Annotated in this window: 25 protein-coding genes, 1 tRNA gene and 2 pseudogenes; 15 read left to right on the forward strand and 13 right to left on the reverse strand. The window is 45.7% G+C overall.

Annotation, left to right across the window (positions count from 1 at the left end; all coding sequences use genetic code 11):
• Window positions 1–317 precede the first annotated feature (317 nt).
• Entirely contained in the window at window positions 318–1,103 is a 786-nt protein-coding gene (gene xth / locus QUA90_RS12755) for an exodeoxyribonuclease III (RefSeq protein ID WP_333328397.1), read from the forward strand.
• A gap of 171 nt (window positions 1,104–1,274) precedes the next feature.
• A complete protein-coding gene (locus tag QUA90_RS12760) occupies window positions 1,275–2,150 on the forward strand; it encodes an SDR family oxidoreductase (protein ID WP_333328400.1) in 876 nt (291 codons plus the stop codon).
• A gap of 165 nt (window positions 2,151–2,315) precedes the next feature.
• Here the strand turns inward: QUA90_RS12760 and QUA90_RS12765 are convergent, their stop codons facing one another.
• Both QUA90_RS12765 and QUA90_RS12770 read right to left on the reverse strand, forming a co-directional pair.
• A complete protein-coding gene (locus QUA90_RS12765) occupies window positions 2,316–3,437 on the reverse strand; it encodes an EAL domain-containing protein (RefSeq protein ID WP_333328403.1) in 1,122 nt (373 codons plus the stop codon).
• Between the two features lie 478 nt (window positions 3,438–3,915).
• Window positions 3,916–3,989, reverse strand: a tRNA-Pro gene (locus tag QUA90_RS12770).
• 91 nt (window positions 3,990–4,080) lie between these two features.
• Between QUA90_RS12770 and lipA the strand changes: the two are divergent.
• The 3 genes and pseudogenes from lipA to QUA90_RS12785 all read left to right on the forward strand — a co-directional run.
• A pseudogene (gene lipA, locus QUA90_RS12775) lies at window positions 4,081–4,956 on the forward strand (lipoyl synthase); the annotation flags it as partial.
• Between the two features lie 807 nt (window positions 4,957–5,763).
• Complete coding sequence (sigC, locus tag QUA90_RS12780; RefSeq protein ID WP_333328408.1) at window positions 5,764–7,029, forward strand: RNA polymerase sigma factor SigC; 1,266 nt, start codon at window positions 5,764–5,766, stop codon at window positions 7,027–7,029.
• 421 nt (window positions 7,030–7,450) lie between these two features.
• Window positions 7,451–7,978: a transcriptional repressor gene (locus QUA90_RS12785; protein WP_006632310.1), complete on the forward strand. Its 528-nt coding sequence runs from the start codon at window positions 7,451–7,453 to the stop codon at window positions 7,976–7,978.
• Window positions 7,979–8,155: 177 nt separating this feature from the next.
• Here the strand turns inward: QUA90_RS12785 and QUA90_RS12790 are convergent, their stop codons facing one another.
• The 3 genes from QUA90_RS12790 to QUA90_RS12800 form a co-directional block, all read right to left on the reverse strand.
• Entirely contained in the window at window positions 8,156–9,733 is a 1,578-nt protein-coding gene (locus QUA90_RS12790; RefSeq protein WP_333445826.1) for a peptidoglycan-binding protein, read from the reverse strand.
• A gap of 530 nt (window positions 9,734–10,263) precedes the next feature.
• Complete coding sequence (locus QUA90_RS12795) at window positions 10,264–10,440, reverse strand: hypothetical protein (protein ID WP_242724391.1); 177 nt, start codon at window positions 10,438–10,440, stop codon at window positions 10,264–10,266.
• Window positions 10,441–10,887: 447 nt separating this feature from the next.
• Window positions 10,888–11,349, reverse strand: coding sequence for an SH3 domain-containing protein (locus QUA90_RS12800; RefSeq protein WP_333312207.1), 462 nt, complete (start codon window positions 11,347–11,349; stop codon window positions 10,888–10,890).
• Window positions 11,350–11,359: 10 nt separating this feature from the next.
• Between QUA90_RS12800 and QUA90_RS12805 the strand changes: the two genes are divergently transcribed.
• Window positions 11,360–11,482: a hypothetical protein gene (locus QUA90_RS12805; RefSeq protein ID WP_333328416.1), complete on the forward strand. Its 123-nt coding sequence runs from the start codon at window positions 11,360–11,362 to the stop codon at window positions 11,480–11,482.
• 77 nt (window positions 11,483–11,559) lie between these two features.
• Here the strand turns inward: QUA90_RS12805 and QUA90_RS12810 are convergent, their stop codons facing one another.
• The 7 genes from QUA90_RS12810 to rpmH all read right to left on the reverse strand — a co-directional run bounded on the left by QUA90_RS12810 (window position 11,560) and on the right by rpmH (window position 16,572).
• Window positions 11,560–13,068: an AAA family ATPase gene (locus QUA90_RS12810; protein WP_333389592.1), complete on the reverse strand. Its 1,509-nt coding sequence runs from the start codon at window positions 13,066–13,068 to the stop codon at window positions 11,560–11,562.
• 108 nt (window positions 13,069–13,176) lie between these two features.
• Window positions 13,177–13,689, reverse strand: coding sequence for a YceD family protein (locus QUA90_RS12815; RefSeq protein WP_333389590.1), 513 nt, complete (start codon window positions 13,687–13,689; stop codon window positions 13,177–13,179).
• Window positions 13,690–13,786: 97 nt separating this feature from the next.
• Window positions 13,787–14,260 carry a R3H domain-containing nucleic acid-binding protein gene (locus tag QUA90_RS12820; RefSeq protein WP_333389589.1) on the reverse strand — a complete coding sequence of 158 codons (474 nt, stop codon included), beginning with the start codon at window positions 14,258–14,260 and terminating at the stop codon, window positions 13,787–13,789.
• An 11-nt stretch (window positions 14,261–14,271) separates the two neighbouring features.
• Window positions 14,272–15,420, reverse strand: a complete 1,149-nt coding sequence (yidC, locus tag QUA90_RS12825; protein ID WP_333083009.1) for a membrane protein insertase YidC — start codon at window positions 15,418–15,420, stop codon at window positions 14,272–14,274.
• 203 nt (window positions 15,421–15,623) lie between these two features.
• Complete coding sequence (locus tag QUA90_RS12830; protein ID WP_333161710.1) at window positions 15,624–16,016, reverse strand: PH domain-containing protein; 393 nt, start codon at window positions 16,014–16,016, stop codon at window positions 15,624–15,626.
• Entirely contained in the window at window positions 15,988–16,392 is a 405-nt protein-coding gene (gene rnpA / locus QUA90_RS12835) for a ribonuclease P protein component (RefSeq protein WP_333083007.1), read from the reverse strand. Before rnpA ends, QUA90_RS12830 begins: the two co-directional genes overlap by 29 nt.
• Window positions 16,393–16,434: 42 nt before the next feature.
• Window positions 16,435–16,572, reverse strand: a complete 138-nt coding sequence (gene rpmH, locus QUA90_RS12840; RefSeq protein WP_006632320.1) for a 50S ribosomal protein L34 — start codon at window positions 16,570–16,572, stop codon at window positions 16,435–16,437.
• A gap of 396 nt (window positions 16,573–16,968) precedes the next feature.
• Here rpmH and QUA90_RS12845 point away from each other — a divergent pair, with 396 nt between their 5' ends.
• A complete protein-coding gene (locus QUA90_RS12845) occupies window positions 16,969–17,268 on the forward strand; it encodes a type II toxin-antitoxin system HicB family antitoxin (protein ID WP_333445828.1) in 300 nt (99 codons plus the stop codon).
• Window positions 17,265–17,684 (forward strand): type II toxin-antitoxin system VapC family toxin, encoded by a 420-nt coding sequence (locus QUA90_RS12850; protein ID WP_333328431.1) that lies wholly within the window; start codon window positions 17,265–17,267, stop codon window positions 17,682–17,684. The genes QUA90_RS12845 and QUA90_RS12850 overlap by 4 nt, the downstream gene beginning before the upstream one ends.
• Here the strand turns inward: QUA90_RS12850 and QUA90_RS12855 are convergent.
• Entirely contained in the window at window positions 17,673–18,056 is a 384-nt protein-coding gene (locus tag QUA90_RS12855) for a hypothetical protein (RefSeq protein ID WP_333328435.1), read from the reverse strand. The genes QUA90_RS12850 and QUA90_RS12855 overlap by 12 nt on opposite strands.
• A 136-nt stretch (window positions 18,057–18,192) precedes the next feature.
• Here QUA90_RS12855 and QUA90_RS12860 point away from each other — a divergent pair, with 136 nt between their 5' ends.
• The 7 genes and pseudogenes from QUA90_RS12860 (at window position 18,193) to QUA90_RS12890 (ending at window position 25,674) form a co-directional block, all read left to right on the forward strand.
• Window positions 18,193–18,855: a class I SAM-dependent methyltransferase gene (locus tag QUA90_RS12860; protein WP_333445830.1), complete on the forward strand. Its 663-nt coding sequence runs from the start codon at window positions 18,193–18,195 to the stop codon at window positions 18,853–18,855.
• Between the two features lie 123 nt (window positions 18,856–18,978).
• A pseudogene (locus tag QUA90_RS12865) lies at window positions 18,979–19,203 on the forward strand (DUF433 domain-containing protein).
• 45 nt (window positions 19,204–19,248) lie between these two features.
• Window positions 19,249–19,959, forward strand: a complete 711-nt coding sequence (locus QUA90_RS12870) for a M15 family metallopeptidase (RefSeq protein WP_333445832.1) — start codon at window positions 19,249–19,251, stop codon at window positions 19,957–19,959.
• Window positions 19,960–20,243: 284 nt separating this feature from the next.
• A complete protein-coding gene (locus QUA90_RS12875) occupies window positions 20,244–21,314 on the forward strand; it encodes a glucose-1-phosphate thymidylyltransferase (protein WP_333083001.1) in 1,071 nt (356 codons plus the stop codon).
• A 345-nt stretch (window positions 21,315–21,659) separates the two neighbouring features.
• On the forward strand, window positions 21,660–22,193 hold the full coding sequence (locus QUA90_RS12880) for a hypothetical protein (protein WP_333445834.1): 534 nt from the start codon (window positions 21,660–21,662) through the stop codon (window positions 22,191–22,193).
• A 266-nt stretch (window positions 22,194–22,459) separates the two neighbouring features.
• A complete protein-coding gene (locus QUA90_RS12885) occupies window positions 22,460–24,589 on the forward strand; it encodes a glycosyltransferase (protein WP_333445836.1) in 2,130 nt (709 codons plus the stop codon).
• A gap of 14 nt (window positions 24,590–24,603) precedes the next feature.
• On the forward strand, window positions 24,604–25,674 hold the full coding sequence (locus tag QUA90_RS12890; RefSeq protein WP_333445838.1) for a glycosyltransferase family 1 protein: 1,071 nt from the start codon (window positions 24,604–24,606) through the stop codon (window positions 25,672–25,674).
• Window positions 25,675–25,744: the final 70 nt, after the last annotated feature.

The raw sequence follows: 25,744 nt of genomic DNA on the forward strand, positions 1-25,744 counted from the left end.
TTAGCTCCGAGTTGTGCTTACTTGAACGGGTTAATTGGAAATCAGGGAAAAACTTCATAAGTATAATTACTCACTGCAAAAGTGACATGCTCCCCGTGCAACAGTTGCTGTCATTTCTGGAATTGACGAGCAGTCGCGGGGGTGAAGAGTCATAATAAATTATTTAATATGCTGCGTGATTACACAATCATTCTGCCTATTCAGGATGGCGATGTCGGAGGGGTTTCACCCCTCCGACCTTCGCCAACAGTCTCTTTCAAGCGCCGAGTCATTCGAATTTGGGTTCCCCCCACATCACCGTTAGGATTACTGTATTAATGAAAATCGCCACCTGGAACGTCAACTCAATCCGCACCCGCCTAGAACACGTTACTAGCTGGTTGCACACAAACTCCCCAGACGTTCTCTGCCTCCAAGAAACCAAAGTTACAGACAAAGACTTCCCCCTAGAACCCTTCACCAACCTCGGCTACAACTGCTACATTTCCGGTCAAAAATCCTACAACGGTGTCGCCATTTTTAGCCGATCGCCTCTAACGCAAATCAGCACCGGATTTGCCCCCATTCTCGGCGAAGAAACCACAGGTATTTTTGACGAACAAAAACGCCTAATAGCCGGGGTTATAGACGATATTTGCATTATTTGCGTATACGTTCCCAACGGTTCCGAAGTCGGCAGCGAGAAATATGAGTATAAGCTAAAGTGGCTCCAACTGCTGCAAGAATACCTCAAAATAGCACTAGATAAATCCCCCAACTTGTGCATTTGCGGCGACTTCAACATCGTCCCGGACGATCGAGATATCCACAATCCCAAAGCCAATGCTAACTCCGTCGGCTTGTCTGTCGCCGAGCGCCTCGCACTCACAGAAATCATAGAATTAGGATTAAACGACCCCTTTCGCAAATTCACATCAGAAGGTGGCCATTATAGCTGGTGGGACTACCGCGCCGCCGCATTTCCCCGCAACAACGGCTGGAGAATCGATCACCATTATCTCAGCCCTCCCCTGTACGAACAAGCAAAAAACTGTACAATAGATATTGCTCCTAGAAAATTAATCAAACCCAGCGACCACGCCCCCGTAATTGTCGAAATTTGATTTATAAGTTATAAGGTTAATAACAATTGACATCTTGCACCATTCTCAATAAGCATTGGATGGGCGGGCAGGATGCCCACACCACAAGAAAATTAACTCTTTGTGGTACAGGCATCTTGCTTACTATTGAGAAAAGTGCAAGATGTAAGTAACAACCAACAACTAAAAATCATGTTCTTAGTAACCGGAGCAACAGGCGCGCTAGGGCGCCGAATTGTACGAGAAATCCGACAGCAAGAAAAGCCTGTCCGCGCATTCGTTCGCCTCGCATCTCGCTACTCTGAACTAGAAAACCGAGGCGCCGAGATTTTTATCGGCGACTTAAAACAAGACAAAGATATTAAAAAAGCCTGCCAAGGAGTGCAATACATCATCAGCAGCCACGGCACCGGCGGCGACGTTCAAGCAGTACATTACCGCGCTAACATAGAATTAATCGACTGCGCCAAAGAAGCCGGAGTGCAGCACTTTGTCTTTATTTCGGTACTGGGAGTCGATCGAGGATACGAAGATTCCGCAGTATTCAAAGCCAAGCGAGAAGTAGAAAAATACCTGCAAAATAGCGGCTTGAATTATACAATCTTGCGGCCTGCCGGTTTTGCTTCCAGCTTGTTACCCCTAGCAGAAAGATTTCGAGAAACCGGACTTTACCTGCTGATTGGCGACGGCAAAAACCGCACATCTGTTGTCAGTACCGACGACTTAGCAAAGATTGCCGCAGACTCGCCAACAGTCGAAGGCGCCCGCAACCAAATTCTGCGAGTCGGTGGTCCGGATGTGCTCACAAGAGACGACATTCCCCGCATTTTTGGACGCTTATTCAATCGCGAACCGATGGTAATCAACCCGCCACTGGTTGTGTTTGACGGTTTGAGAAATGCCTTGGGTTTATTGAATCCTCAAGCTCAAAAAGACTTAGGAACTTTGCGCGTATTGCTGGGTAACGAGTATTTCTGCACTCCCGAAGAAGTGCAAAACTTGGAATCAATCTACGGCATGAGAATGGAATCCTTAGAAAGCTTGTTGCGGCGCAATTTGAGCGTTTAAAATGCTAGTCATTCTCGTTACCAGGCATAGCCTGGTAATGAATATCCGGAGGCTCTGCCTCCAAACCCTTGTCTCATTTTAATGGAGGCAGAGCCTTCCTATATGCGTCCCCAGGCTCTGCCTGCGAACGAGCAAATGTAGCGCCAAATCGCAACTGAAAACCATTTAAGCAGAAATAGGTACTGGTTCAGCACCAATATAGCTCGTAACTGCGATCGGCGGAGAAGTCGGCTTAGCAATCAAATAACCTTGAACAAAAGTTGCTCCCCGTTGCCGCACCCACTCAAACTCTTCCAAAGTTTCCACACCTTCAGCAATAGTTTTAATTTCTAATTGAGCCGCAATTTCTAACATCTTTTCAGTAATTAGTGCCTTATAATAATCTTGATGGACGTTGCGAATTAATTCCATATCTAACTTAATAAAATCTGGACGCAGTTGGTGCATCAAATTTAAATTAGAAGAACCGCTGCCAAAATCGTCCAGGGCAATTAAAAATCCCGCTTCTCGGTAAAACCTCAGAATCTTAATCAAGTGAGCCAGATCAGGAGGGTGCTGAGATTCCGCTACCTCAAAAACAATATTGCTGTGAGGAATTCCAGCTTCATCAATAGCCTGTACTGTTCTTCGCAGGCACGTAGCGGGATCGTAAACTGAAGTCGGAGAAAAATTAATAAAAAGTAGTTCTTTGATATCGTAAACATGGGCTTCGCGGATAGCGCGAGTCCGGGCTAAAACATCTAGTTGAAAAATTAGGCCTGCTGATTCTGCTTGGGCAAAAATCCGACCCGGATAAATTAAGTTTCCTTGCTCGTCAATTCCTCGGAGCAGCGCTTCGTGGGCAAAAATTTTAGAAGTATCTGAGGTATAAACAATAGGCTGAAAATGCGTAGTAATGCGTTCTTCGGACAATAAATCTAACAGCCAATCAGAGTTACTCAAATTAATAAAAGAGTCTAAGGAAGTGCTGCGATAAAAATCGCTAAGCTTTGGCTGTTCAACTTCCCGCATCCACAAAACTTTTGTCTCTTTCAACTCTTGAGTTGTCAGCACCGATGATGCTAGGGCGTTAAACTTTTCTTTTGCTATTCCCTCAAGCATAATGTACAAACACTTGCTCTCTTCTAACAGCCGGAATTCAAATTCAGCCTTGGTTAGTGCAGAAATAACCTTGGTCAGCGTATGATATACTGGAAACCACAGGTATAGACCTCCGCGGTTCTCTATTTTGGCTGGTACTGTTTCGCAGCGAGAGCAGGAGCCGAAGGCTTTGCCACTTATTTGCATTGGAATATCCTCCGGTTTTTGAGTGGATTTTAGACACGCTAGCAATTAAGTTTTATTATAAGCTCATTCACCTATTAATTCATCTATCTCAAGATGTAAATCGTGATGAACTTGTATTTAAGAATTATTGCAGTATTTATACTGACCTCCGGTTTCAAACCTTGGTCAAAGTTCTCAGTATTAAGCAAGTACCTGTGATAAAACACTGTTCCAAATCATCACAGAGGGAGAAGGCAAAGACTTGTTCGCTACTCTCTACTGCTGCTGTGATTTTTTACGCCTTATTCTCTAATTCCCTCTGCCAAAACAGTCGCTACAGTTAATTTTTTAGCCAAGGCGAATTAACAAGTCCGTGAAGCGCAGCTATCCCCTAGGGAATCGCCCGATCGACTAATTTATGCGTACCAAAAATATACACACCCGGACGATCGCCCAAAACACACTCACTTGCTGGGGCATATCCAATTTAATTTTATAATCGGGATGACAGGATTTGAACCTGCGACCCCCTCGTCCCGAACGAGGTGCGCTACCAAGCTGCGCTACATCCCGGATTTAGTCAATAGATTTTTAGCTTATCACACTCAAGTCAAAATTGAGCAAGCTCGTATATAATTATTTGTAAAACACTACTCAGGCGGAGACAGACGTGACAGTTAAGCCCCAGTGGTTGCGAGTTAAAGCCCCCCAGTGGGAGCGCGTCGGCAACGTCAAAGAAATTTTGCGGGATTTGTCCCTGAATACGGTTTGCGAGGAGGCGTCGTGTCCGAACATCGGCGAATGCTTCAACGCAGGTACTGCGACATTTTTGATTATGGGCCCGGCTTGTACCCGCGCCTGTCCTTACTGCGACATCGATTTTGAGAAAAAGCCCCAACCATTAGATCCCACGGAACCCCAAAGATTGGCGCAAGCGGTGCAGCGGCTCAAACTCAACCACGTCGTGATTACCTCTGTCAACCGGGACGATTTGCCGGATGGGGGCGCGTCTCAGTTTGTCGAGTGCATTCAAGCAGTGCGATCGGCGATGCCCGATACAACTATAGAAGTTTTGATTCCCGACTTGTGCGGCAACTGGCAGGCTTTAGAAATCATTCTCGCAGCCCGGCCAGAGGTACTCAACCACAATACCGAAACCGTAAAGCGACTTTACCGCAAGGTGCGGCCGCAAGGAAAGTACGATCGCACCTTGGAACTATTACAGCGAAGCCGCGAACTCGCACCTGGGGTTTACACCAAATCCGGCATCATGGTGGGACTCGGAGAAACAGACGCCGAAATTCGGGAGGCGATGCAGGACTTACGGGCTGTCGGCTGCGATATTTTAACAGTTGGACAGTACCTGCAACCGACTCAAAAGCACTTGAACGTAGAAAACTTTGTGCCTCCAGAACAGTTTGATGCTTGGAGAAAGTTTGGCGAATCTTTGGGATTCTTGCAAGTTGTCGCTTCTCCCTTAACTCGCAGTTCCTATCACGCCGAACAGGTGAGGGAACTGATGAAACTTTACCCACGCTAGCAATTTTAATTTGAGTTGACTCACGCCCGTTAGCGAAGCCCTCGAAGAGGATCGCACCATTCTCACTAAAACCAGATCAACCGGGTAACAGCGAGGAAAAACTTGCGTTTGATATGCAGGCCCTGGGCCAAAAACCCGGTTTCAGATGCTGGTGTTCGGGGCGTGATCTTAAGCGAGAAGCAGCAGCCAACAGCAAAACAATTATCGGTCGATCGCCACCTCAAAGTCGCGACTTACCTAAAAAAGATCCAGAAACCGGGTTTCTTCCTCACACTTCTAGGTTTTCATCCAGAAAATTGAGGAAGAAACCCGGTTTTTGCGTCAGCCAATAACTCGGTACTGGGGAGTCGAGCAACTCTGAAACCCCTATTCTATAATGGATTAAACTTCTGCGCCCACTGCCGCGTATTTAATCAAGAGCGCCGAGTTATATAAAGTTTTATTAAAAAAATGGCTAATTTTCCGAAGTGATCGGGAACCAGCTTATTGGTGATGAAGATTAACTTAACTTCTGACTAACGTCACTTGTTTATAGCGAGTCACTATCTATACTAGCTACATAAACAAAGAAGTACAACACACTTTTCGGGCCTTCAACCTGTTACATCAGAAAGTTCTTAGCGTTTTCCAGAATCTTGGTAAAACAAGTGGGGCAGCAAAAGTTCGATCTCTCCAACAGCAGAAAAGTCAGGAAAGTTAGTAAAGAAACACAAAGCGGTGATGCTTCGTCTTAACCAAGTGGGCATCTTAATTATAAAAAACCGCTAAGCGTAGCATCTTTTCACCGGAGCAACTGAGAAAATCACTATGCCAGCCACCTCTTTTTACGCTGAAGCTGAATTCGACGAACAACTGCGAGTCAATCCCTTGCAAGGTGATGTGTTGGATGAAGATGCTGAAGAAGCTGGAGACGAACTGCTCGACCAAGACCCAGCAGAGACAGAAGATGCAGACCCAGCAGCCAAATTGCAAAAAAATGCCAACCGTCGCACTACAGATTTAGTGCGCCTGTACCTCCAAGAAATAGGTCGGGTTCGTCTCTTGGGTAGAGACGAAGAAGTCTCGGAGGCTCAAAAAGTTCAGCGCTATATCAAATTGCTGGAATTACGCAACACCGTCGCATCCCAAGAAGAAGGGCTAATTGGGCGCTTCGTGCATTTAATTGAAGTGCGCGATCGCTTAGCAGCACAGTTGGGACATAAACCTTCCTTGGAACGCTGGGCATTAACTGCCGGGGTCGATGACGTGCCAGAACTCAAGCGAATTATGTCCGAAGGCAAGCGCCAGTGGGCCGAGTTAGCCGAGATGACGGTCGAGACGATCGAAAGAATTCAAGCTGAAGGCGTCGAAGCTAAAGACCACATGATTAAGGCGAACCTGCGCCTGGTGGTTTCGGTGGCGAAAAAATATCAAAATCGCGGTTTAGAATTGCTCGACTTAATACAAGAAGGTACTCTGGGACTGGAGCGAGCTGTAGAAAAGTTTGACCCGACGCGGGGCTATCGGTTTAGCACCTATGCCTACTGGTGGATTCGGCAGGGAATTACGCGGGCGATCGCCACTCAAAGCCGCACCATTCGCCTCCCCGTCCACATTACCGAAAAACTGAACAAAATCAAAAAAGCCCAGCGCAAAATTTCTCAAGAAAAAGGTCGGACAGCTACGATCGAAGACATCGCTGTCGAGTTGGACATGACGGCCCCCCAAGTCCGAGAAGTTTTGCTGCGAGTCCCCCGTTCTGTTTCTTTGGAAACTAAAGTGGGCAACGAAAAAGATACGGAGTTGGGCGACTTGCTCGAAACCGACAGCATCTCCCCAGAAGAAATGCTGATGCGAGAAGCTCTGCACCGCGACTTGCAGCAACTGCTGGCAGATTTGACCAGCCGCGAGCGAGATGTAATTCTGATGCGCTTTGGTTTGGGTGACGGACACCCCTATTCGCTGGCAGAAATCGGTCGTGCCCTCGACTTGTCCCGCGAGCGCGTCCGCCAAATTGAAGCCAAAGCTTTGCAAAAACTCCGCCAACCCAAGCGTCGCAACCGCGTCCGCGACTATCTGGAGTCTCTAACTTAAATTGGGCAGGTCAGTCAGCGCGATTATTAATCAGGGAGCAAGGCATTTGGCACTTGTGCAGAAGGCATGAGGCATTCGGCAGAAGTAAAAATATTTACTTCTAAACAACTTCTCTGTCCTCTGCAGCAAGTCAATCGATTTTAGATTTTAGATTTTAGATTTTAGATTAAAGAATTGAAGCATTGACCCCACGCATAAATTCGGGGGGCAAGTTTCATCGGATACAGGTTTTTTATTTCTCCACGGATGAATTCGGGGGCTTGTATCCTGGATGCTTTCAGTCATAAAGGTGGTTAAAAGTCAAACAATATCAAAAACCAAATTTTTTCCTCAATCTTTTTTCAATAAGCTGCGATATTTGCAAAATATCTCGATCGTTGTGTATTATTGTCAATAGGCAGACTTTCTTGAGAGGGTCACAATGGCACTTTACACCGCGTCTTCATTCAAATCCGAACTCAATGACAAAGGCTGGCGGATGACTCCCCAACGGGAAACCATCTTGCACGTGTTTCAGAACCTCCCCAAAGGCAATCACCTGAGTGCGGAGGATTTGTACACTTTGTTAAAAAATCGCGGAGAAAACATTAGCTTGTCCACCATTTACCGAACTTTAAAGTTAATGGCAAGGATGAGCCTGCTCCGCGAACTCGAACTAGCAGAAGGTCACAAACACTATGAAATAAACCAGCCTTACCCGCATCACCACCACCACCTAGTCTGCGTTCAGTGCAACAGAACGATCGAATTTAACAACGATTCGATTTTAAAAATTGGCATGAAGCAAGCTGAAAAGTCTGGGTTGCACCTGCTAGACTGCCAGCTAACCATTCATACGGTTTGCCACGAAGCTTTGCGGATGGGATGGCCGTCTTTGGTTTCCAGCAATTGGTCTTGTCCGAGGTCGATCGCCCAGAACGGCAGCAGCGCCCCGGATTCAATCGAGTGATAGTACACTATTTTCGCATTTCAAGTACGGCTTGTTACAAGTTTTAACAAAAATCGGTAGCCCAAGTGCGATCACAGTTACGCAGAAACCGGGTTTCTTCAGAAAAATACATCATTTCAGGAATGAGTCGGAAACGAGAAACCCGATTTCTTTGATGTAGCGTCCCCAAGCCTGGGGCTAAAAAGTTTGGCTCAACAAATCGTCGCTGCTGACCCCGTAACTGCGCTGAGCTCGATCGAGGGCGTCTCTCGTCGAAGCATCGAAAACTCCGCCGATGGGGCCTGCGTAAAAGCCGAGGTCTTGCAGTCGCCTTTGTAATTGCTGAATGCTCGATCGAGAGTTGAAACTGCTGCTAATTGGAACAGCAGGAACAGCTACCCGCCCAGCTAATCCATTTTGGAGCGCAGCCAAAGTCGCCGGAGTGGCAATACCCGTCGCCGGTGACAAATTGCGTTCCTGCTGAAACGACAGCACCGCAAACTCGGTCTCGGCTCCAAATACTCCGTTCACCGGGCCGGGGTTTTTGCCCAGACTTCTGAGCGCCGACTGAAGTTGTCGAACAGCAGGCCCAGTATCGCCCCGTCGCAGACCAGCAACCATTTGCGGCACAGGCTCTGCCGCCTGCCTGTTACCTTGCCGCAAAGCTGATCGAGTGCTGCGATCGACCCTTCCAGTCCCAAACAGCCCGCTATCCCTCTGAAAGCGGATCAAAGCTGCCTGAGTTGGTCGATCGAACCAACCGTGAATCTGGCTCCTGTAATAACCCAATTCTTGCAGCCGCCGCTGCACAAATTCCACTTGTCGGCCTCTGTCGCCCAACTCTAGAAAATCTCCGCCATTACTCTGTTGATCATCTTCCTCAGTCCATGAGGTAATTTCAGCTTGCCTCATCTGGGCATCGATAGCAGTCAAAGTAGCAGTGTCAGCGCAGCCGTCAGAAACCAGATTGTAATCTTGCTGAAAACGAGTCACAGCGTAGAGAGTGCGTTCCCGAAACTTACCGTCAACGCCACCTTCAAAATAGCCCAAAGCTTTTAATTGCCGCTGGATCAAGTCTACCGTCGCTCCTCTGTCTCCGAACCGCAGCCCCTTGCAACCGCCATTTCCCGAAATATTCCCTGGAAGCGTAACGGGGGGAATCGGCCTGGTGGAACCAAACAGCAAAGCTAAAGTTTGCCTGTCAGCAACTCCAGTCACCCGCAGTCGATTAATTCGCTGGAAGTATCTCACCGCATGAAGAGTCACTTCCCGAAAACTCCCTGTGGGATGCGCGTTGAAGTAGCCTAGCTGCTTCAACCTGCGCTGGAGAGCAGAAACACCTGCACCTGCGTCTCCAAAACGCAGCTCCCGATAATTTGTATAAATAGTATTAAAAGGTCGATCGTCATCCCCGGCAAAACTATTGAGTGCTATCACAGTAGCTCGATCGGGCCTACCAGTCAGCGACAGTTGATAGTCTCGCTGAAAGTTAGTCAGCGCTTGTTTTGTTACCGGGCCGAGTTGACCTGTCGAAGATCTGGGAAAATAACCGAGATCCCGCAACCTGTCTTGAACCGCTCGCACATTGGGATATCCCGGATCTATTTGAGCAAAAGCTGCACCGGCTGCACTCAAAACCGACAGCATCAAAGCCACAGACAGCAAACGGACGTAAGCCTGACTCGATAGGTTTTGCCACTTGGGTTCATCAAAAATTTTCGACTCTGCGGGTGCTTCGCAAACAAGAGCAAGTTCGAGGTAAGCAAGAGATTCCATAATTTTTTAGTGTGAAATTGTGGGTGGGTTGTGTGAGCAAACTGCCAAAAATCATTTTTGGCACGCTTGGCTTGGATTCTATCAACGCTAAGTTCTACCTGGAAAGCGCGAAGCACCCGTTTTTCTAAAAAATTTACCGTCAAAAATAATTACAGGTAACAACTAAGATAGCATCGCTGCTTCTAGAGGCGCGAGACTCAGCAAAAAAGTTTGCAGGCATAGTCTTAGCCTTTAAGGCCAAAAAAGAATAAGTTCTGGGGTAGTGCTGGCTAATATTTTATCTGGCTGCAGCAGAAATTACCACAAGACTTGGGTGCAGGTTGTCATCACCTTAATTGGTTGTCGGGTAAAGAGCCTGAAATCGCAGGTTTTTTGTTAAGAAACGCGGCTTTTTCATGTGGCGAGTGCATCTGGGAAAGTACCGCTGATTAACCAAAAAACTAGCCACTAAAAATCCCCACTTTTGCTAATTGCAAATAGGGCGGGGATTTTTTGATAAGTTGACTTTCTCTTAAAAAATCGACGATCGCTTAAATTAAGCCGAACCGATCGCAAATTACAGCTACTCCCGCTGCAAAAATAGTAATTGCGATAGCTACCAGCGGATTTTGCCCTCTGCTCACCGCAAAAGAGGTAACGACCCCAGCTCCCAAAGCTGCAGTAACAGCAGCAGTCGCCAAATCTCGATCGGGACGTTTGTCGTACATATTTTTTATTGTTGGTAGCTGTTAAGCTGAAAACTTACATCTTGTAATCCAAGCTACCACTCTTGCCTCTGCGGCGGTGACAACCGCCTGAGTTTTGCAACTAACCTTAAAATTTTGCTAATTTTCTTAACATACTCTCCTGAATAACATAAGTTGGGATTATGTATTTTCGAGTTTTTCTGTTGAGTTTTAGCTTTGGAAACCTTTTGTCTGATGGGCTTTTATGTCAAATTCAGGATTTGGCAGTGGCGATCGCACCCACAATCTGTGCGCCTTACCCAGCAATCTCCAATATCGTAAATAAATTTAACTTGACTTTTTGTAAAAAATATGTACCTTGCCATTTGAAGCAAAAGACAGAAAAAAAACCGACCTTGGTGAAGAATCCACACACTGCGATTGCTTCGCTGCCCTCACAATCACAAGAGTATATTTTTTGTCTAATTTTTATTCGTCCTCAACTTTTTCAGTATTGCCACCTTTGACCCAACCTTCGCGATTGCCATCCTCAATCCGAATTCGCTGCCACTCTTTGTCGGGCGACTCTTCCAAAACTACGACTCTTTCCTTGTAACCAACACCGCCAATGCGGTTCGAGTCTCGGCTACCAGTATCCCGGAGAATTAAGCCGATCGGCTGAGTCACCATCGCGCGGTAAGCTCCCGGTTCCAGCGGTTTGGGAGACGGGGCATCGCTAGATGTAGAAACAGGGCTAGCCTGGGCTGTTGACTTCGGCGCAGCGCCCGCAACCTGAGCTGGTGTTTTGTCGTTGGAAAAAACTGGTTTTTCGGGCAAAGTAGTTAGCTTAGCGGCAAAGTAAAGTGCAGCAGCCACGCTAGCACCTGCCATCAGGACGATCGCTAGCAGAAAACCTACTAAAAATTTGAAAACGCTATATACACTGTTCATAAAACCGCAAATGAAGGAAGAAGGAAGAAGGAAGAGGGAAGAAGGAAGAGGGAAGAAGGAAGAGGGAAGAGGGAAGAAGGAAGAGGGAAGAAGGAAGAGGAAAGAGGGAAGAAGGTTGACTCTTGAGTGTTGACTGCTGAATGTTGAGTAAAATCTGGTAACTGCCAACTGACAACTGGCTACTAACTACTGACTACTGACTTCAAAAGCTTAACCTTGAATCCGGCGGCTCAAACTGCCGTATCTAGAAGCAAGGCGAGCTTTCCCAGCAGCGGCCCAATCTTGGAGAAACTGGATTTGTTCTTGAGCCGTTCTGGCTAAGGGCACCATCTGACTAGCTGATTCTAAAATATCATCTGTCGTAAAGTCTCGATTTTGGCTAAACCCAATGTGCATTGCTTCAATCAAAGTTTGCTCGATTTCGGCCCCTGAAAAATCGGGAGTTTCGTAAGCCAAGCGCTCTAAATCGTAATTTTTGATGCTGTGCGATCGCAACCGCAACAAATGTACCTCAAAAATCGCCCGCCGTTCCTCCTGGCTGGGCAAACCCACAAAAAATATTTCGTCAAACCTGCCTTTTCTCAGCATTTCTGGCGGCAAAGACTGGATGTTGTTGGCTGTTGCTACCACAAACACCGGCGAAGTTTTTTCTGCTAACCAAGTAATAAATGTCCCGAACACCCGGCTAGTTGTGCCGGAATCCCCTTTACCGTCTAATCCCGCAAAAGCTTTGTCTATCTCGTCAATCCACAGCACGCAGGGGGCCAAAGCTTCGGCTAGCTGAATCATTTGCCTGGTGCGGGATTCCGATTCTCCTACTAATCCGGCAAACAAACGCCCGACATCCAAGCGTAGTAAAGGCAAATGCCAGTGGTGGGCGATCGCCTTTGCTGTTAAGGATTTTCCGGTTCCTTGAATTCCGACTAACAACAAACCTCTGGGATGCGGCAAACCGTATTGGCGGGCTCGATCGGAAAAAGCACCGCCACGCCGCAGCAGCCATTCTTTGAGATTGTCCAAACCACCGATATCGGATATATTTTCGCGGGCCGGGTAAAAATCCAGAATTTGAGTTTGGCGAATTGTTTGGCGCTTTTCTTCTAAAATCAGTTCCGCGTCGTCGGGGTGGAGTTCGCCTCTGGTGGCGATCGCCTTGGCCAAAACTCGACGGATTCGTTCGAGCGACAGCCCTTGACAGGAGCGCACTGTTTCGTCCAGCAAACGCCCTTCAATGGCTTGTCCGGTAGCCCCTAATAGCCTTTCTACCTCAATTTTGATTTCCGCGGCCGCAGGCAGGGGAAACTCCAAAACAGTCATCACTTCGCTGAGGTCTTCCGGGATCGAAACTATAGGAGATACGATGACAATATTTTTGGGCACAGATTTGAGGAGTCTCGCCAAATTCCGCAGCTTGCGGGAAATCGAGACATCTTCCAAAAACCGCTGAAAGTCGCGCAGAATAAAAATTGCCGGCGCGGTGGCTGGCAATTTTTCGAGAAATTCCAAAGCTTGCAGCGGGTTGCGCTTGCCAAAACCGGTATCGTTGGGATTGCCTTGGTAGCCATCAACAAAATCCCAGATGTAGACAGCGCGAGAACCCTGTTTTTTGGCGGATTGGGCGATCGCCGATTCTACGCGCTCTTCTTCCCGTGTGGGAATGTAAATGAGGGGGTAGCGCGATCGCAGGAGTAGTTCAAACTCGTCGCTAAAAATAGTCATTAGTCAGTTGTCAGTGGTTAGTTGTTCGTTGTCAGTGGTTATTTGTTATTTGTTATTTGTTATTTCTTATTAGCTAATGCCAACTGCCCACTGCCCACTGCCCACTGACTAAGGCAATTGCCGTTTAAGTGCTTCCAGAGACGCCCAGCGACTATCTGAGACTGTTTCGGTGCTTTCTGTATTTGCATCATCAGTTAAAGAAATTCCCGGACATTCTGTATCGCAGATCTGTTTGTGCGGCAGTTCCAAACACATTTGCTCGTACACCCAATCGCCCGGAGAGAAATAGCCACCTGGCGACAAATTTTCCACCAAATCTTCTAAAGCCACTTCTATTTCTGCTGAACTTGAATCTGTTTGATTTGCTGTTTCTTCTAGCCAGATTAGTTCCGATGAGTTAAGTGCCAAACGATGATTGTATTGTTTCAAGCATCTGTGGCAGGTGAGAGTAACTATTGTTTCTGCTTTCGCCTTCACCTCAAGATAATTCCCTTGGTGAGTCACTTGCAGTCGTCCTCGCACCGGAGTAAGAGTTTCTAAATCGGGGATAAATTCTTCAAAATCAATGACCTCTTTCCGCTCTGTTTTTGTGAGGAGATGAGGGATATACATTGTCTCCATAATCTTTTGCCTTCCTACTTCTTGAATTCAAAGGTCAAAAGGAATAGTTAATTTTTAACTTCTTCCTTCTTCCTTCTTCCTTCTTCCTTCTCTAGCGTCAGCGCAGTCGCACAACCAAACGCCGATCAGGTTCTTGTCCTTGACTGTAAGTTTCTATATCCTCACATTCGCTCAAAAAGCTGTGGACTTGACGGCGTTCTGCCGAAGACAGCGATTTGAGTTCAAATTCAACTCCCGTCGATCGGGCTTGATCTGCTGCGTACTCTGCCATCGATCGCAATTCCTCTTGGCGGCGGATGCGATAGCCATTTAGTTCAACTGTATAAGGAATTGACTCCTCTACTTCCTGACCTATATTCTGAACCGTGTTACAGAGGTACTGAATGGCATCTATTACATTACCGTTTGGCCCGACTAAGATTGCAACTTGTTCTGGAGTCAAATTGCTTTCATCTATTGTCATCCAATAGCAATCTTTTTGTTGTTCGCATACCACTTTTGAAGGAATTGCGGACAGTTGTAGCAATTCTTCTAACCATGCCTGTCCGCGCTGCATTTGAGAGTCTTTCATTGTTGTTAAAATCAAGCCTTTTTCTTAGAACGCTTGGGCTCAAAGGGAAGTGCATCTAATCCTTGTTCTTTTTGGGTTTTCGCCTCTGCTTCGTCCACTATTTTTTGGAGGTTTTCGGGCAGCGGTTCTCGCGACAAAATAAACGATTGAACTGTTTGGAAGATGTTAGCAATAAGCATATACATCAACACACCGGCGGGCAGCGGGAAGAACAAAAACATCCCTGAAAATATGACTGGCGTTAGTTTGTTAACTGTAGCCTGTTGGGGGTTGTCGTTTGGCCCTTGTGCTTGTCCTGAAAGGGTTTGGTTAATGTACAAACTGATGCCGAAGCCCAGGATCATTACCAAAATATCCCAGTGGATTGTACCGTCTGAGTCGATCGCGCCAACGCGGCCTAGAGCTTCAATAAACAGGAATCCTTTGTTAGTAGCCAATCCGGGGATTGTGCCTTGAACTGTGGCTTCACCGGGCGCTAATGCCGTGATGTTACCCTGTTCATCTACCTTGACCACTTCTTCGCCTTTGATGACTTTCCAGCCGGGTTCAAAGTCGATTTCGCTCTTATTTTCTGCTGCTAAAACTTTGAGAGGTTTGCCCTCTGGGGTTTGAAAATTAATCTTGGTTGTGTCGCCGATTGCGAGTTTGTCGCCGCCTGGAATTACGCCCACAACAGGAGCATGAAAAGTACCTGTGACGTAAATATTTTGTGGCGGTGTAGCAAAAGCTTGCGGTTGAACAGTTTCGATTTGTTCTTTCGGCAAAACTTGAACGTTAACGCTGTAATTTATGTCAGAAAACGGCGAACCCCTGAGCGTTGCAAACAGTGCAAACAGCACTGGCATTTGCAGCACCAATGGGAAGCATCCTGCTAAAGGATTACCAAATTCTTTGTATACTTTGCTCATTTCCTCCTGCTGTTTTGCAGGATTTTCTTTATAGAGTTTTTGAATTTGATCTACTCGCTCTTTCATCAATGGCTGCGCTACTTTCATGCGCCGCATATTGCGAAGAGAGCCTGCATTGAGAGGATAAAGAGCAAAGCGAATCACGAGCGTCAGAGCTACGATCGCTAAACCGTAGCTTGGCACGATCCCGTAGAAAAAATCTAGGATCGGGAGCATGAGGTTGTTGGAGAGAAACGAGATACCAAAATCCATTCGCTTTGAGTTAATTTAGGTGCTCTATGTTTACTGTTGAGAACTATTTTCACCCGCTGAACGCGAGCCGCCTCAATTTTTCGGGTTTTGTCTCTATCTTAGGACATTGCCTGTCGATCGACCGCCCAGTCTGCGGGTTTGTTGTAATGAGTTTGCCAATACTCGCACTCACTTTACCCTGATTTGAGGGCGAAGCGGTTCGGTTATTTAGCTTTGGCCGCGTTTGCTTTTTGAGCGGCTATGGGCAGTTTTTCGTTAATGTAGTCATACATTGCTCGAAATTTCGGCATAGCTCTGAGTTCCAAGCGACTGCCATTTTTCATGGTGAGCACCATGTCTCCGTAAGTCCCGAAACCGCGAGGTACAGTGACGATTTTGACTATATCTGAGTAGATAACGTCTGTCTGCTCGCCCCCCATCCAACCGCTAGTTACGGACACTCGGCGGCTCGTAATCCGATAGCGTAGCCACAGAGCCCGGACAATTGCTCCTACTGCTAGGGGGATTCCCACCACAGTCAGCCCCAGGAGTAAATTCAGGATCAAGTCTCCGGGCGCGGGGCCGCCTTCATAATATACTTCCTCTCGAATTCCCATCTAGTACCTCGGCTTCTACCAACAACTGCTCTAATTCTTGCAGAATTTCTGCATAATTGCACTCTTGTGCGATCGGACGCACGACAATTACTAAATCCCACCCGAATTTTAATCGGGGCAATAGCTGTCGCAAAGCTGCCCGAATCTGACGCTTAATCCGGTTGCGGACTACAGCGCGTTTGCTGACTTTCAGGCTGATGGAAATGCCTGTGCGAGTGGGCTGCAAGGATTTTTCGTCTGTCGGTTTCGCAAATTCGGCGCTTTTTGGTTTACGCAGAGCTCTTAAACTGAAATGGGCCGAGTTGCGGCGCATTCCCTTGCGGTAGACGGCGCTGAAGTCTTTTCGGTGCTTAAGTCGGTTTGTCTCGGGCAACATGGCGTAGGGCGATCGTGGAGGCCTCTCAACCTTGATGCAGTGCTAGACTGCGAGGCGGTGGCGACCTTTGCTGCGGCGAGCTTTGATTACCAATCGACCGGTTGCGGTACGCATTCTGGCGCGAAAACCGGATGTTCTTTTTCTTTTGCGGCTGGTTCCGTGCAGGGTTTGCTGTGTCATTTTGATTTCTCCCGGCTTGTTACTTTACTTTTGATTAATATTCACAATCTTCTAGTGTACCATAGAGTTGTTTTCTTGGCAATAATGTTTTGATGATTTGAATTGAGACTAAGAGTGAAGTTGCGATCGCAGCCTTGAATGATTGGTAAAGGCTAGAATCCCGCAGGCTTTAAGTGCGGTGGCGTTCTGAACCGCTGACATCTATTGAAAGCCTTGCGAAAAGAATTAATTGGATGTTGGAAAAACAATGCGTTACAATGCCAAATATAACCAACCAGAAAAAACAGAAGAATGCCACAGTATTAACCCCTACTCCGAATCCTTTAACCCAATTAACTTATCAACTTCTAATTGAAAAGCACGATCAAGACCTCTACAGCGCAATAGTTTGGGAAATTGCCAGAGTGCAGAAGCTCAGGATCTACTAAAGAAGAAGCTTTAAAAATTTTGCACCGATTGTTGACCGAGCGTCTAAAAAAAGTCGAAATAGTCTCTCTGACAGTAGACATTCCCCAAACTGAAAATCCTTTAATGAAGTGGGCAGGAGCTTTTAAAAACGATCCGCACTTTGATGAGATGCTAGAAGATATTGCAGAACTGCGCCGCGACAGGAATGCACAAATCGCAGAATATTACGATCGACTCGATGAAGCAGAAGCCACCAATAAAATTGAGGTGGAGGAAACAGCTAAGTGACTTTGTGGATATTTGATACAGACCCTGCCACACTTTTTGGGCAGGGTAATCTACAAATAGTGCAGCGTGTCAGTGAAGTTAATCCAAAAGATATTGCTATTACGATCGTTAAATTTGAAGAGCAAATGTATGGACGACTTAACCGTATCAGACGAGCGACATCAGGGAATGAAATAATATCAGCTTATGCAAGTCTGCGAAAAACCATTAACTATCTGACCGATTTTGAGTTGCTTGACTTCGATCTAGATGCTGAAAATTATAGGGAATTTTGGCGGCCAAAAATCTGCGTTGGCACGCAAGATTTACGGATAGCCGCGATCGCACTTGCAAAAAGCGGTATTCTACTTACCCGGAATCGCGGAGATTTTGAAAGAATCCCTGGATTGAGGTTTGAAGACTGGTCAGTGCAATGATTGGGATGTGCGATCGAGCATGATGTAGTTGTGGAAAAAAGTTCGATGGAGTTCACCATGATTGGACCAACTACACCCAATGACACCGCCGCGCCGATCGCCCTGGCCGACGCCACCGGCCTGTTCGAGCCGAACCAACTCGATGAAGTTGGCGAAATGCTGGCTGAGTAATTCGGTGGCAACAGCGGCAGCCATCGCTTTTGGATCGCAGACGACGCCAGAGTGTCTCAGCCAAATGCGCCAAATGCGCGTGGCTCTCTCCCGACGGAATAGGCCTCTTTCTGCCATGCGATCGCGCCTGTCAGCGTCCCGCCTACCTCTTGCAGTTTTGTCGCCAATGCCGGAAGTCGGCAAACCGTCTTCTTGCCACAAGCCCCAAAGGGTGTAAGTCGGTTTTTTGGCGATCGAATGCTACGCTAAAACGGGGAATCCGCCCTCTGTCGGATCGGTTAACAATTCTTAATTGTTCTTAAACTAGAAAGAGTAAATCTAGTTGCGATCTGAATTTATGTTGCTTCCAGCCGACCAACGCACCAAGTTAGACGACACCGACGACAATTTGTTCTACTCCTATCCCCGGTTTGTAACGCACGTAGACGATGGATTTATTCAGCAACTAACCGATTTATATCGGGAACGGCTGAAACCGAATACTCGGATTTTTGATATGATGAGCAGTTGGGTTTCTCACTTGCCCGACGAGATGCAATTTGCCCATGTAGAAGGGCACGGCATGAATGAAGAAGAGTTGGCAAAAAATCGCAGACTGAATCATTATTTCGTGCAGAATTTGAACGCAAATCCCAAATTGCCACTGCCGGATGCAGAGTTTGACGCGGTTGTCAACTGCGTTTCGGTACAGTATTTGCAGCACCCAGATGCGATTTTTGCCGAGATTCACCGAATTTTGAAGCCTGGTGGCATAGCAATTATGAGCTTTTCCAACCGGATGTTTTATCAAAAGGCGATCGCGGCTTGGCGGGAAGGTTCCGAGGGCGATCGGGTCGAATTAGTTAAGGGTTACTTTGATTCTGTCAAAGGAGCGAATATACCTGGATTTAGCAAGCCGGAAGTAATTGTTCGCAAGCCTAACTTGCCGAGTTTTATGCAAATGCTGCGAATACCAAGCGGCGATCCGTTTTATGCGGTAGTTGCTTACCGCCAAAGTTAGGATTTTTTATAGTAAGGACTTTAGGACTTTAGGTGGAGATTGAAAGCACTAAAGTCCTTACTACAAACCGATCGAAAGCTACGCTCTTTAGGTTAGGATATATTTAATATTTGCTCCTAAAATATGGAAAACCAACTTTTGCAGCGCATCACACTCGATCCAAATATCTGTCACGGAAAACCCTGTATGCGCGGTCTCCGATATCCAGTATAGTTAATTATTGAATTACTTAGTTCGGGTATGAATGCTAAAGAAATTATAGATGACTATGAGAATTTAGAACATAAGGATATTCTAGCTGCTTTGCTATTTGCAGCGCGACGGAATCAAGTGAAAAGCATATACTGAGTATTGTAGTTCATCAGTAATCATAAAGTAGGGTAAAACCTTGATATGAAACCATACCAGCAAATAGCTATCGACGAATGTGGCGAACCTTTAGTCCCTATTCCAGCAGAACATTTTGCCTTTGAAATGCCCCACCCTTATCAAAAGTTGGGTGCACCGTATCACAACAGCAAAGCAGATTCCCCTTACTACTTGCGGCAAGGAGTTGTAGATAGTTTAATCGCAGCTCAAACCCAGCTACAGCAAAATTATCAAAATTGGAAAATTCTGATATTTGACGCTTATCGGCCGGTGGAAGTGCAGCAATTTATGGTAGATTATACTTTTAATCAAATTGCCCTAGCTCAAGGCTGCGAATTTCCGGTTTCCGAAGACAAAGGCCAAGTGATTATAGAACACGTCTATCAATTTTGGGCAGTACCCAGCCTCGATCGCGCAACGCCTCCCCCTCACAGTACAGGTGCAGCTTTAGATATAACTTTAGTGGATGAAAACAATCGGCAAATTGATATGGGTTCTCCGATTGATGAAATATCAGAACGTTCTTATCCCGATTATTTTTGTAATAGCAAGGAGCCGCAAAAACAGGAATATCACCGTCGCAGGCAAATATTAAAAAATGCGATGATAGCTGCGGGTTTTCAGCAACATCCTAACGAATGGTGGCATTTTTGTCAGGGCGATCAGATGTGGGCTTGGTTGACAAATCAAAACAATAGTGGTAGTCAATTGATTGCCCGATATGGCCGCTATTAAAAGGGTACGCAATTAAATCGGAACGGGCGCACCCGCGACCTTAAGAAAGGGTTTTTTTGACCAAAAACCTCAGCTTTTAACTGCTTCCTGTGGCAATAAACCTGGTTTCTGACACTCTGTGCCTCCCGCACTATAAAAGTATGAGCAAAATAAATCATTTGTGTCAGGATACACTGCAACTATTGCCAGCGGGGTAGCAGTGGTTTAAAATCAACGAGAGCTAACAAGTGCAGGCAATACTTGCCAGCACCGCAAACCCTAAAGGATAACTCAGAGTTCACCCAATGAAAGCACTCATCCTCTCTGGCGGTAAAGGAACACGCTTGCGTCCCCTCACCTATACGGGTGCTAAGCAGTTGGTTCCTGTAGCAAATAAACCGATACTGTGGTACGGAATTGAAGGAATTGTGGCGGCTGGGATTACTGATATTGGGATTATTATTAGTCCCGAAACCGGGGAAGAGGTGAAGACGAAAACAGGAGATGGATCTCGCTTCGGGGCGAAAATTACTTATATCTTGCAAGCAGAGCCGGCAGGACTCGCTCACGCGGTAAAAGTTGCCAGACCGTTTTTGGGCGATTCTCCGTTTATTATGTATTTGGGAGATAACTTAATTCAGAATCAGTTAGATCCGTTTTTAGAGATTTTTAACAAGCAGAAACTAGACGCTCTGATTATGCTGCGTCCCGTTTCCAATCCCTCTGCTTTCGGTGTGGCAAAAGTTGATGAGAAAGGCAGAGTTTTGCAGTTAGTAGAAAAACCCAAAGTTCCGCCGTCAAATTTAGCACTGGTGGGAATTTACTTTTTTGCTCCTACTATCCACGAGGCGATCGATCAAATTCAACCTTCGCCCCGGGGCGAGCTCGAAATTACCGATGCCATTCAACAGCTCATCAATCAGGAAAAACACGTAGAAGCCTGCAATTTAGAGGGTTGGTGGCTGGATACGGGCAAAAAAGATGATTTGCTGAGTGCAAACCAAATCATTTTAGATAGCTGCATCGTAGCTTCAACTGAATTAAAAGTAGATGCGAAAAGTCAAATTATCGGGCGAGTCCAAATAGGAGAAGGAACGGAAATCATTAATTCTACAGTTCGCGGGCCAGTGGTAATTGGGGAAAATTGCCGCATTGAAAATTGCTTTATCGGGCCTTACAGCAGTATTGCCGATCGCGTGACGATGATTGATGCTGATATCGAACACAGTGTAATATTGCAAGGGGCGAAAATAGTTGGCATTCACCAGCGAATTGTTGACAGCGTGATCGGGCAGCGAGCTCAACTCACCAATGCACCGGCTCGTCCAAAAGCTCTGCGGTTTATGATTGGTGATGACAGTCAAATTGAGTTATAGCAATCCTTGCAGGAGTCGTAAACTTTTTACCCCACCCCAACCCTCCCCGCGGGTTCGGGGAGGGAGTAAGAAATTCACAAATGATTTAGGATTGCTATAGCTTAAATTGAGATATTGCCAATATCGGAAGCAATAATCCTGATTTAGCAAGAGATAAATTTTCTTGTGGGGAGTAGGGGTTGGGCATCCGGCCCGCCCTTGAACAGGCAAGGTGCCTGTTCCACAATTAATTACAATTATTCACACAGCAAAGCGGCTTGTTCACAATTAGTTACAATGATTGCAACAGCGAAGATGCCTGTTCCATAATTAAGTCATAGTAAGTTATCTCAAGGAGAGTAAAGTTTGGAGTACGAAGAAATACCAACTCAAAAGATAATACATAAATTGCGGCAAACTTTGGAGCCGCGAATTGGTATTGCTGAGCTGTCGCTGTTGGGAACAGAAAATAGTACGATCGCCCAAAATGAAGATGATGAAGATATCGCCCTTTTAAAGGCAGGTTTCGACATTTATAATATCCCTATTACCTCTTACCAAAGGCGACTCGGTTCCGCAGTCATCGTCGTTAGGAAAATAGTCCGAAAATTGCTCAGACCGGTACTCGAACGACAAGTAATTTACAATTTTGCTAATACGCGGGTCGTGCATACATTAAGCACACAATTGCAAAAATTGCAAGAAAATCAACAAACTATCTTTGAAAAAATTGAATCGGAATTCAGCAGCGAATATCCTGAAGTTACAGCACAGCTTGAGACTCAACAAAGAGCGATTGCAACTTTTCAGTCTGAAATAGAGCAAATTAAAGCAGTGCAGCAGCAACATACTGCTATTTTAGAGAAGATTACCGCTCAATTACTCGATCGACAAAAATAAAGCATCAAAGATGACCCAAAATAATTTGGTCACAAGGCCCCATATTTATTCGCGAGAGCAATGCTTCAATGCTTCAATCAAAAATCTAAAATTATTCAATTCCTCAATCTAAAATCCCAAAGCCCAAATCTAAAATCCCTCAATCATTCAATTTTTCAATCTAAAATTATTCAATTCTTCAATTCCAAATCGAAAATCTAAAATTCTTCAATCCTTCAATTACTCAATCTCAAATCTCAAATCTAAAATCTCAAATCTCAAATCGAATGACTGCACTGCCCATATGTTCGTTAATTATCGTCAACTATAACGGTCTGCGCCACACGAAAGATTGCTTAAAATCTCTACAAAAACTTGCGTATCCCGAATCGCAACTCGATTTAATTGTAATTGATAATTGTTCTCAAGACGATTCCGTTACTTCCCTGCGCGAACTATTCCCCAAAGTTCGGATTTTTGTCAACTCCGCCAACAACTTTGCGAAAGCCCTCAACCTCGGCATCAGCGAAGCAAAAGGGCAATATATCGGCTTTCTAAATAACGATGCTACCCTTGACAGTCGCTGGTTAGAGATTCTTGTAAAACGGCTAGAAACTAATAAAGAATTAGGTGCGACTAGCGGCAAATTGTTGTTTAAAGACGGGCGAATTAACAGCGCTGGTATTCAGCAATTACCTAATTTTTATTGGCAAGATGTCGGCTTTGGCGAAAAAGATTCGGGACAGTACGATACAGAACGGGAAGTCGAAGGGCTTTGTTGGGCGGCGGTGCTTTTCCGCAGGAAATGTCTCGAAGATGTGGGGCCGATAGATGAAGATTTTGTGATGTATTTTGAGGATGTAGAGTTTGCCAAACGCTGCCACAAACGCGGTTGGAAAATGCTTTATACTCCCGCAGCTATCGCCCATCACGAGTATCGCGGTTCGAGTAAAGGTAGCAAACTTACCGAGTATTTCTGCAACCGCAATCGGTTTTTGTATTTGGCAAAACATGAACCGTTGCAATTAGTCAAAGGAATTCATACTTCGGATTTTTTTACTAACAAGCAGTACGATTTGCTGTTCGAGAGTTTATTTGTCGCGATTAAAAAACTTCTAGATTATCAGAAACCAGAAATCATTGAAACTGTATTACCACAGTTGTCGGAAAAGTTGGCGGTGATTTACAGTCGGATGAAGATCGATCGCATTTTGTCTCGATTGCAGGTGGTTCGGGGCGATCGCAAAATGTCGATCGCCATTTACGATCACGGACTGCATTTTATTGGTGGGGGTCAAAAATACGTCGCTACCCTCGCCTCGCTGCTACAAAATGAATTTGACATTACTTTTATCGCCAACAAACCAGTTGCTGTTTCCGACTTAGAATCCTGGTACGGACTCAACCTTTCAGGATGCAAAATTAAAATTATGCCCTTGGCGTTTTACGAGAAACGCGGAATGCAGTGTATCGATTCCAGCATCATCGTGGAAGATATGGAAAATCCCTTTGATGAAATTGCCAGAGAAAGCAAAAACTACGATATTTTCATCAACGCGAACCAACTGGAAAAAGTTAAACCACTGTCGCCGATCTCAGTATTTTTCTGCCACTTTCCCAATACCTTCCGCAACCGTCACTTTGCTGTCGATGATTACACTTTCATTATTGCCAACAGTCAATTTACCGTCAAGTGGTTGGAGAAACGCTGGAACCTACAGCCAACTTTTCTGCTTTATCCGCCCGTGGAAATGGCAACAGTTAAAGTGCCGAAAGAAAACATAATTTTGGCTGTGGGACAGTTTGAAGCTGGGGGAACAAAAAAGCAAATTGAACTAATTAAAGCTTTCCGCTGTTTGCTAGCCGATTATCCCAAAGAACTTGAAGGATGGCGACTAATCTTAGTTGGCAGCAGCATTCCGAAAAATCCTTATTTAAAGACGGTTCAGAATTTATTGAAGCAAGATTCAAGGGCGATAGATCTCAAAGTCAATGTTGACTTTGATGAGGTAAAATCACTTTATGCTAGAGCAAGTATATTTTGGCACGGCTGCGGTTTGGGTGAAGTCAATCCTCAAAGATTTGAGCATTTCGGGATGGCGACTGTGGAAGCAATGCACAACTATTGTGCTCCGATTGTTTTCAACGGTGGCGGCCAACCGGAAATTGTCGAACATGGGCGATCGGGCTTTGTGTTCAATACCCTTGAGGAACTGTGCCAGCATTCACATCAACTAATTGTTAATCCTGATTTGCTAGCAGAACTTCAAGCTGGTGCACAGCAACGCAGTCAGAACTTTAGACTTGCACATTTTGAGAAAAAAGTCAATAGTTTTTTTGATATTCTTCACCAAGAGTATGCTACAATTCGGCTGCCAAATCCTGCCGATATAGCTCAAATGCTCGATCGAACTTAAAGGCTAATTCAAGCGTGTCTAACCCACTTTTAATCAATTTATCCTTCTTAAGTCCTGAACCAACGGGAATCGGAACTTATGCAGCTAATCTTTTCCCGCAACTGCAAAAGCTAAAACCAACATTACTGACTTCCCAGCAAATTAACCATTATACTTGCCACCAAATTCCCGAAACTCTGACACCGAATCGCGGCCCGAAAGGACAAATTAACAGGCTACTGTGGACTCAGTTTGAGTTACCTAAAATTTACAAAAAATTGCAGTCAAGCCTGATATTTTCCCCTATTCCCGAAGCACCTTTGTATTCCGGCTGTCGCTACATTGTCACAGTTCACGATTTAATTCCTTTGCGATTTCCCCGACGGTTTTCTCGATTAACAGCTTATTTTCGCTACTACATACCGCAGGTTTTGCGGCAAGCAGAACACATTATTTGCGATTCTCAAGCAACGGCGGCAGATGTTGCTAACTTTTTCCAAATTCCTCATAAAAAGATGACCGCAATTCCCCTAGCTTGCGATAATATCAATTTTAGATATCTCGACTTGCCAGCCAAAAATTATTTTCTTTATACCGGCAGACACGATCCTTACAAAAACTTGGAAAGATTAATCGGTGCATTTGCGAGTTTGCCCGATCGCACAAATTACGAATTGTGGCTAGCAGGGCCTCCCAATGCCTACACACCGCAGTTGACAGCACAAGTTGAAAAATTAGGTTTACAATCTTTGGTAAAGTTTCTCGGTTACGTTCCCTATTCTGAATTGCCCGTACTGATGAATCAGGCGATCGCCCTAGTTTTCCCTACACTATGGGAAGGATTCGGCTTACCAATTTTAGAAGCAATGGCTTGCGGCACACCCGTCATCACATCCAACCTGTCATCGATGCCAGAAGTCGCCGGAGATGCCGCATTATTAGTCAATCCTTACAGCGTCGGAGAAATAGCCGAAGCCATGCAAACAGTAGCAACAGATTCAAAAGTGCGATCGAACTTAAAAACTGCTAGTTTAGCCAGATCATCTCAATTTAGTTGGCACAAAACCGGAACAGCAACCGCCAACATCTTACAGCAATATCTTTAAATCTTCCCTCTCTTCCTTTCTCCTCTCTGCGTCCTCTGCGCCCTCTGCGGTTAAAAAAAATCCCACCCAA

Origin of the sequence: Microcoleus sp. D3_18_C4 (genome assembly GCF_036702355.1) — a bacterium.
Lineage (GTDB): Bacteria > Cyanobacteriota > Cyanobacteriia > Cyanobacteriales > Microcoleaceae > Microcoleus.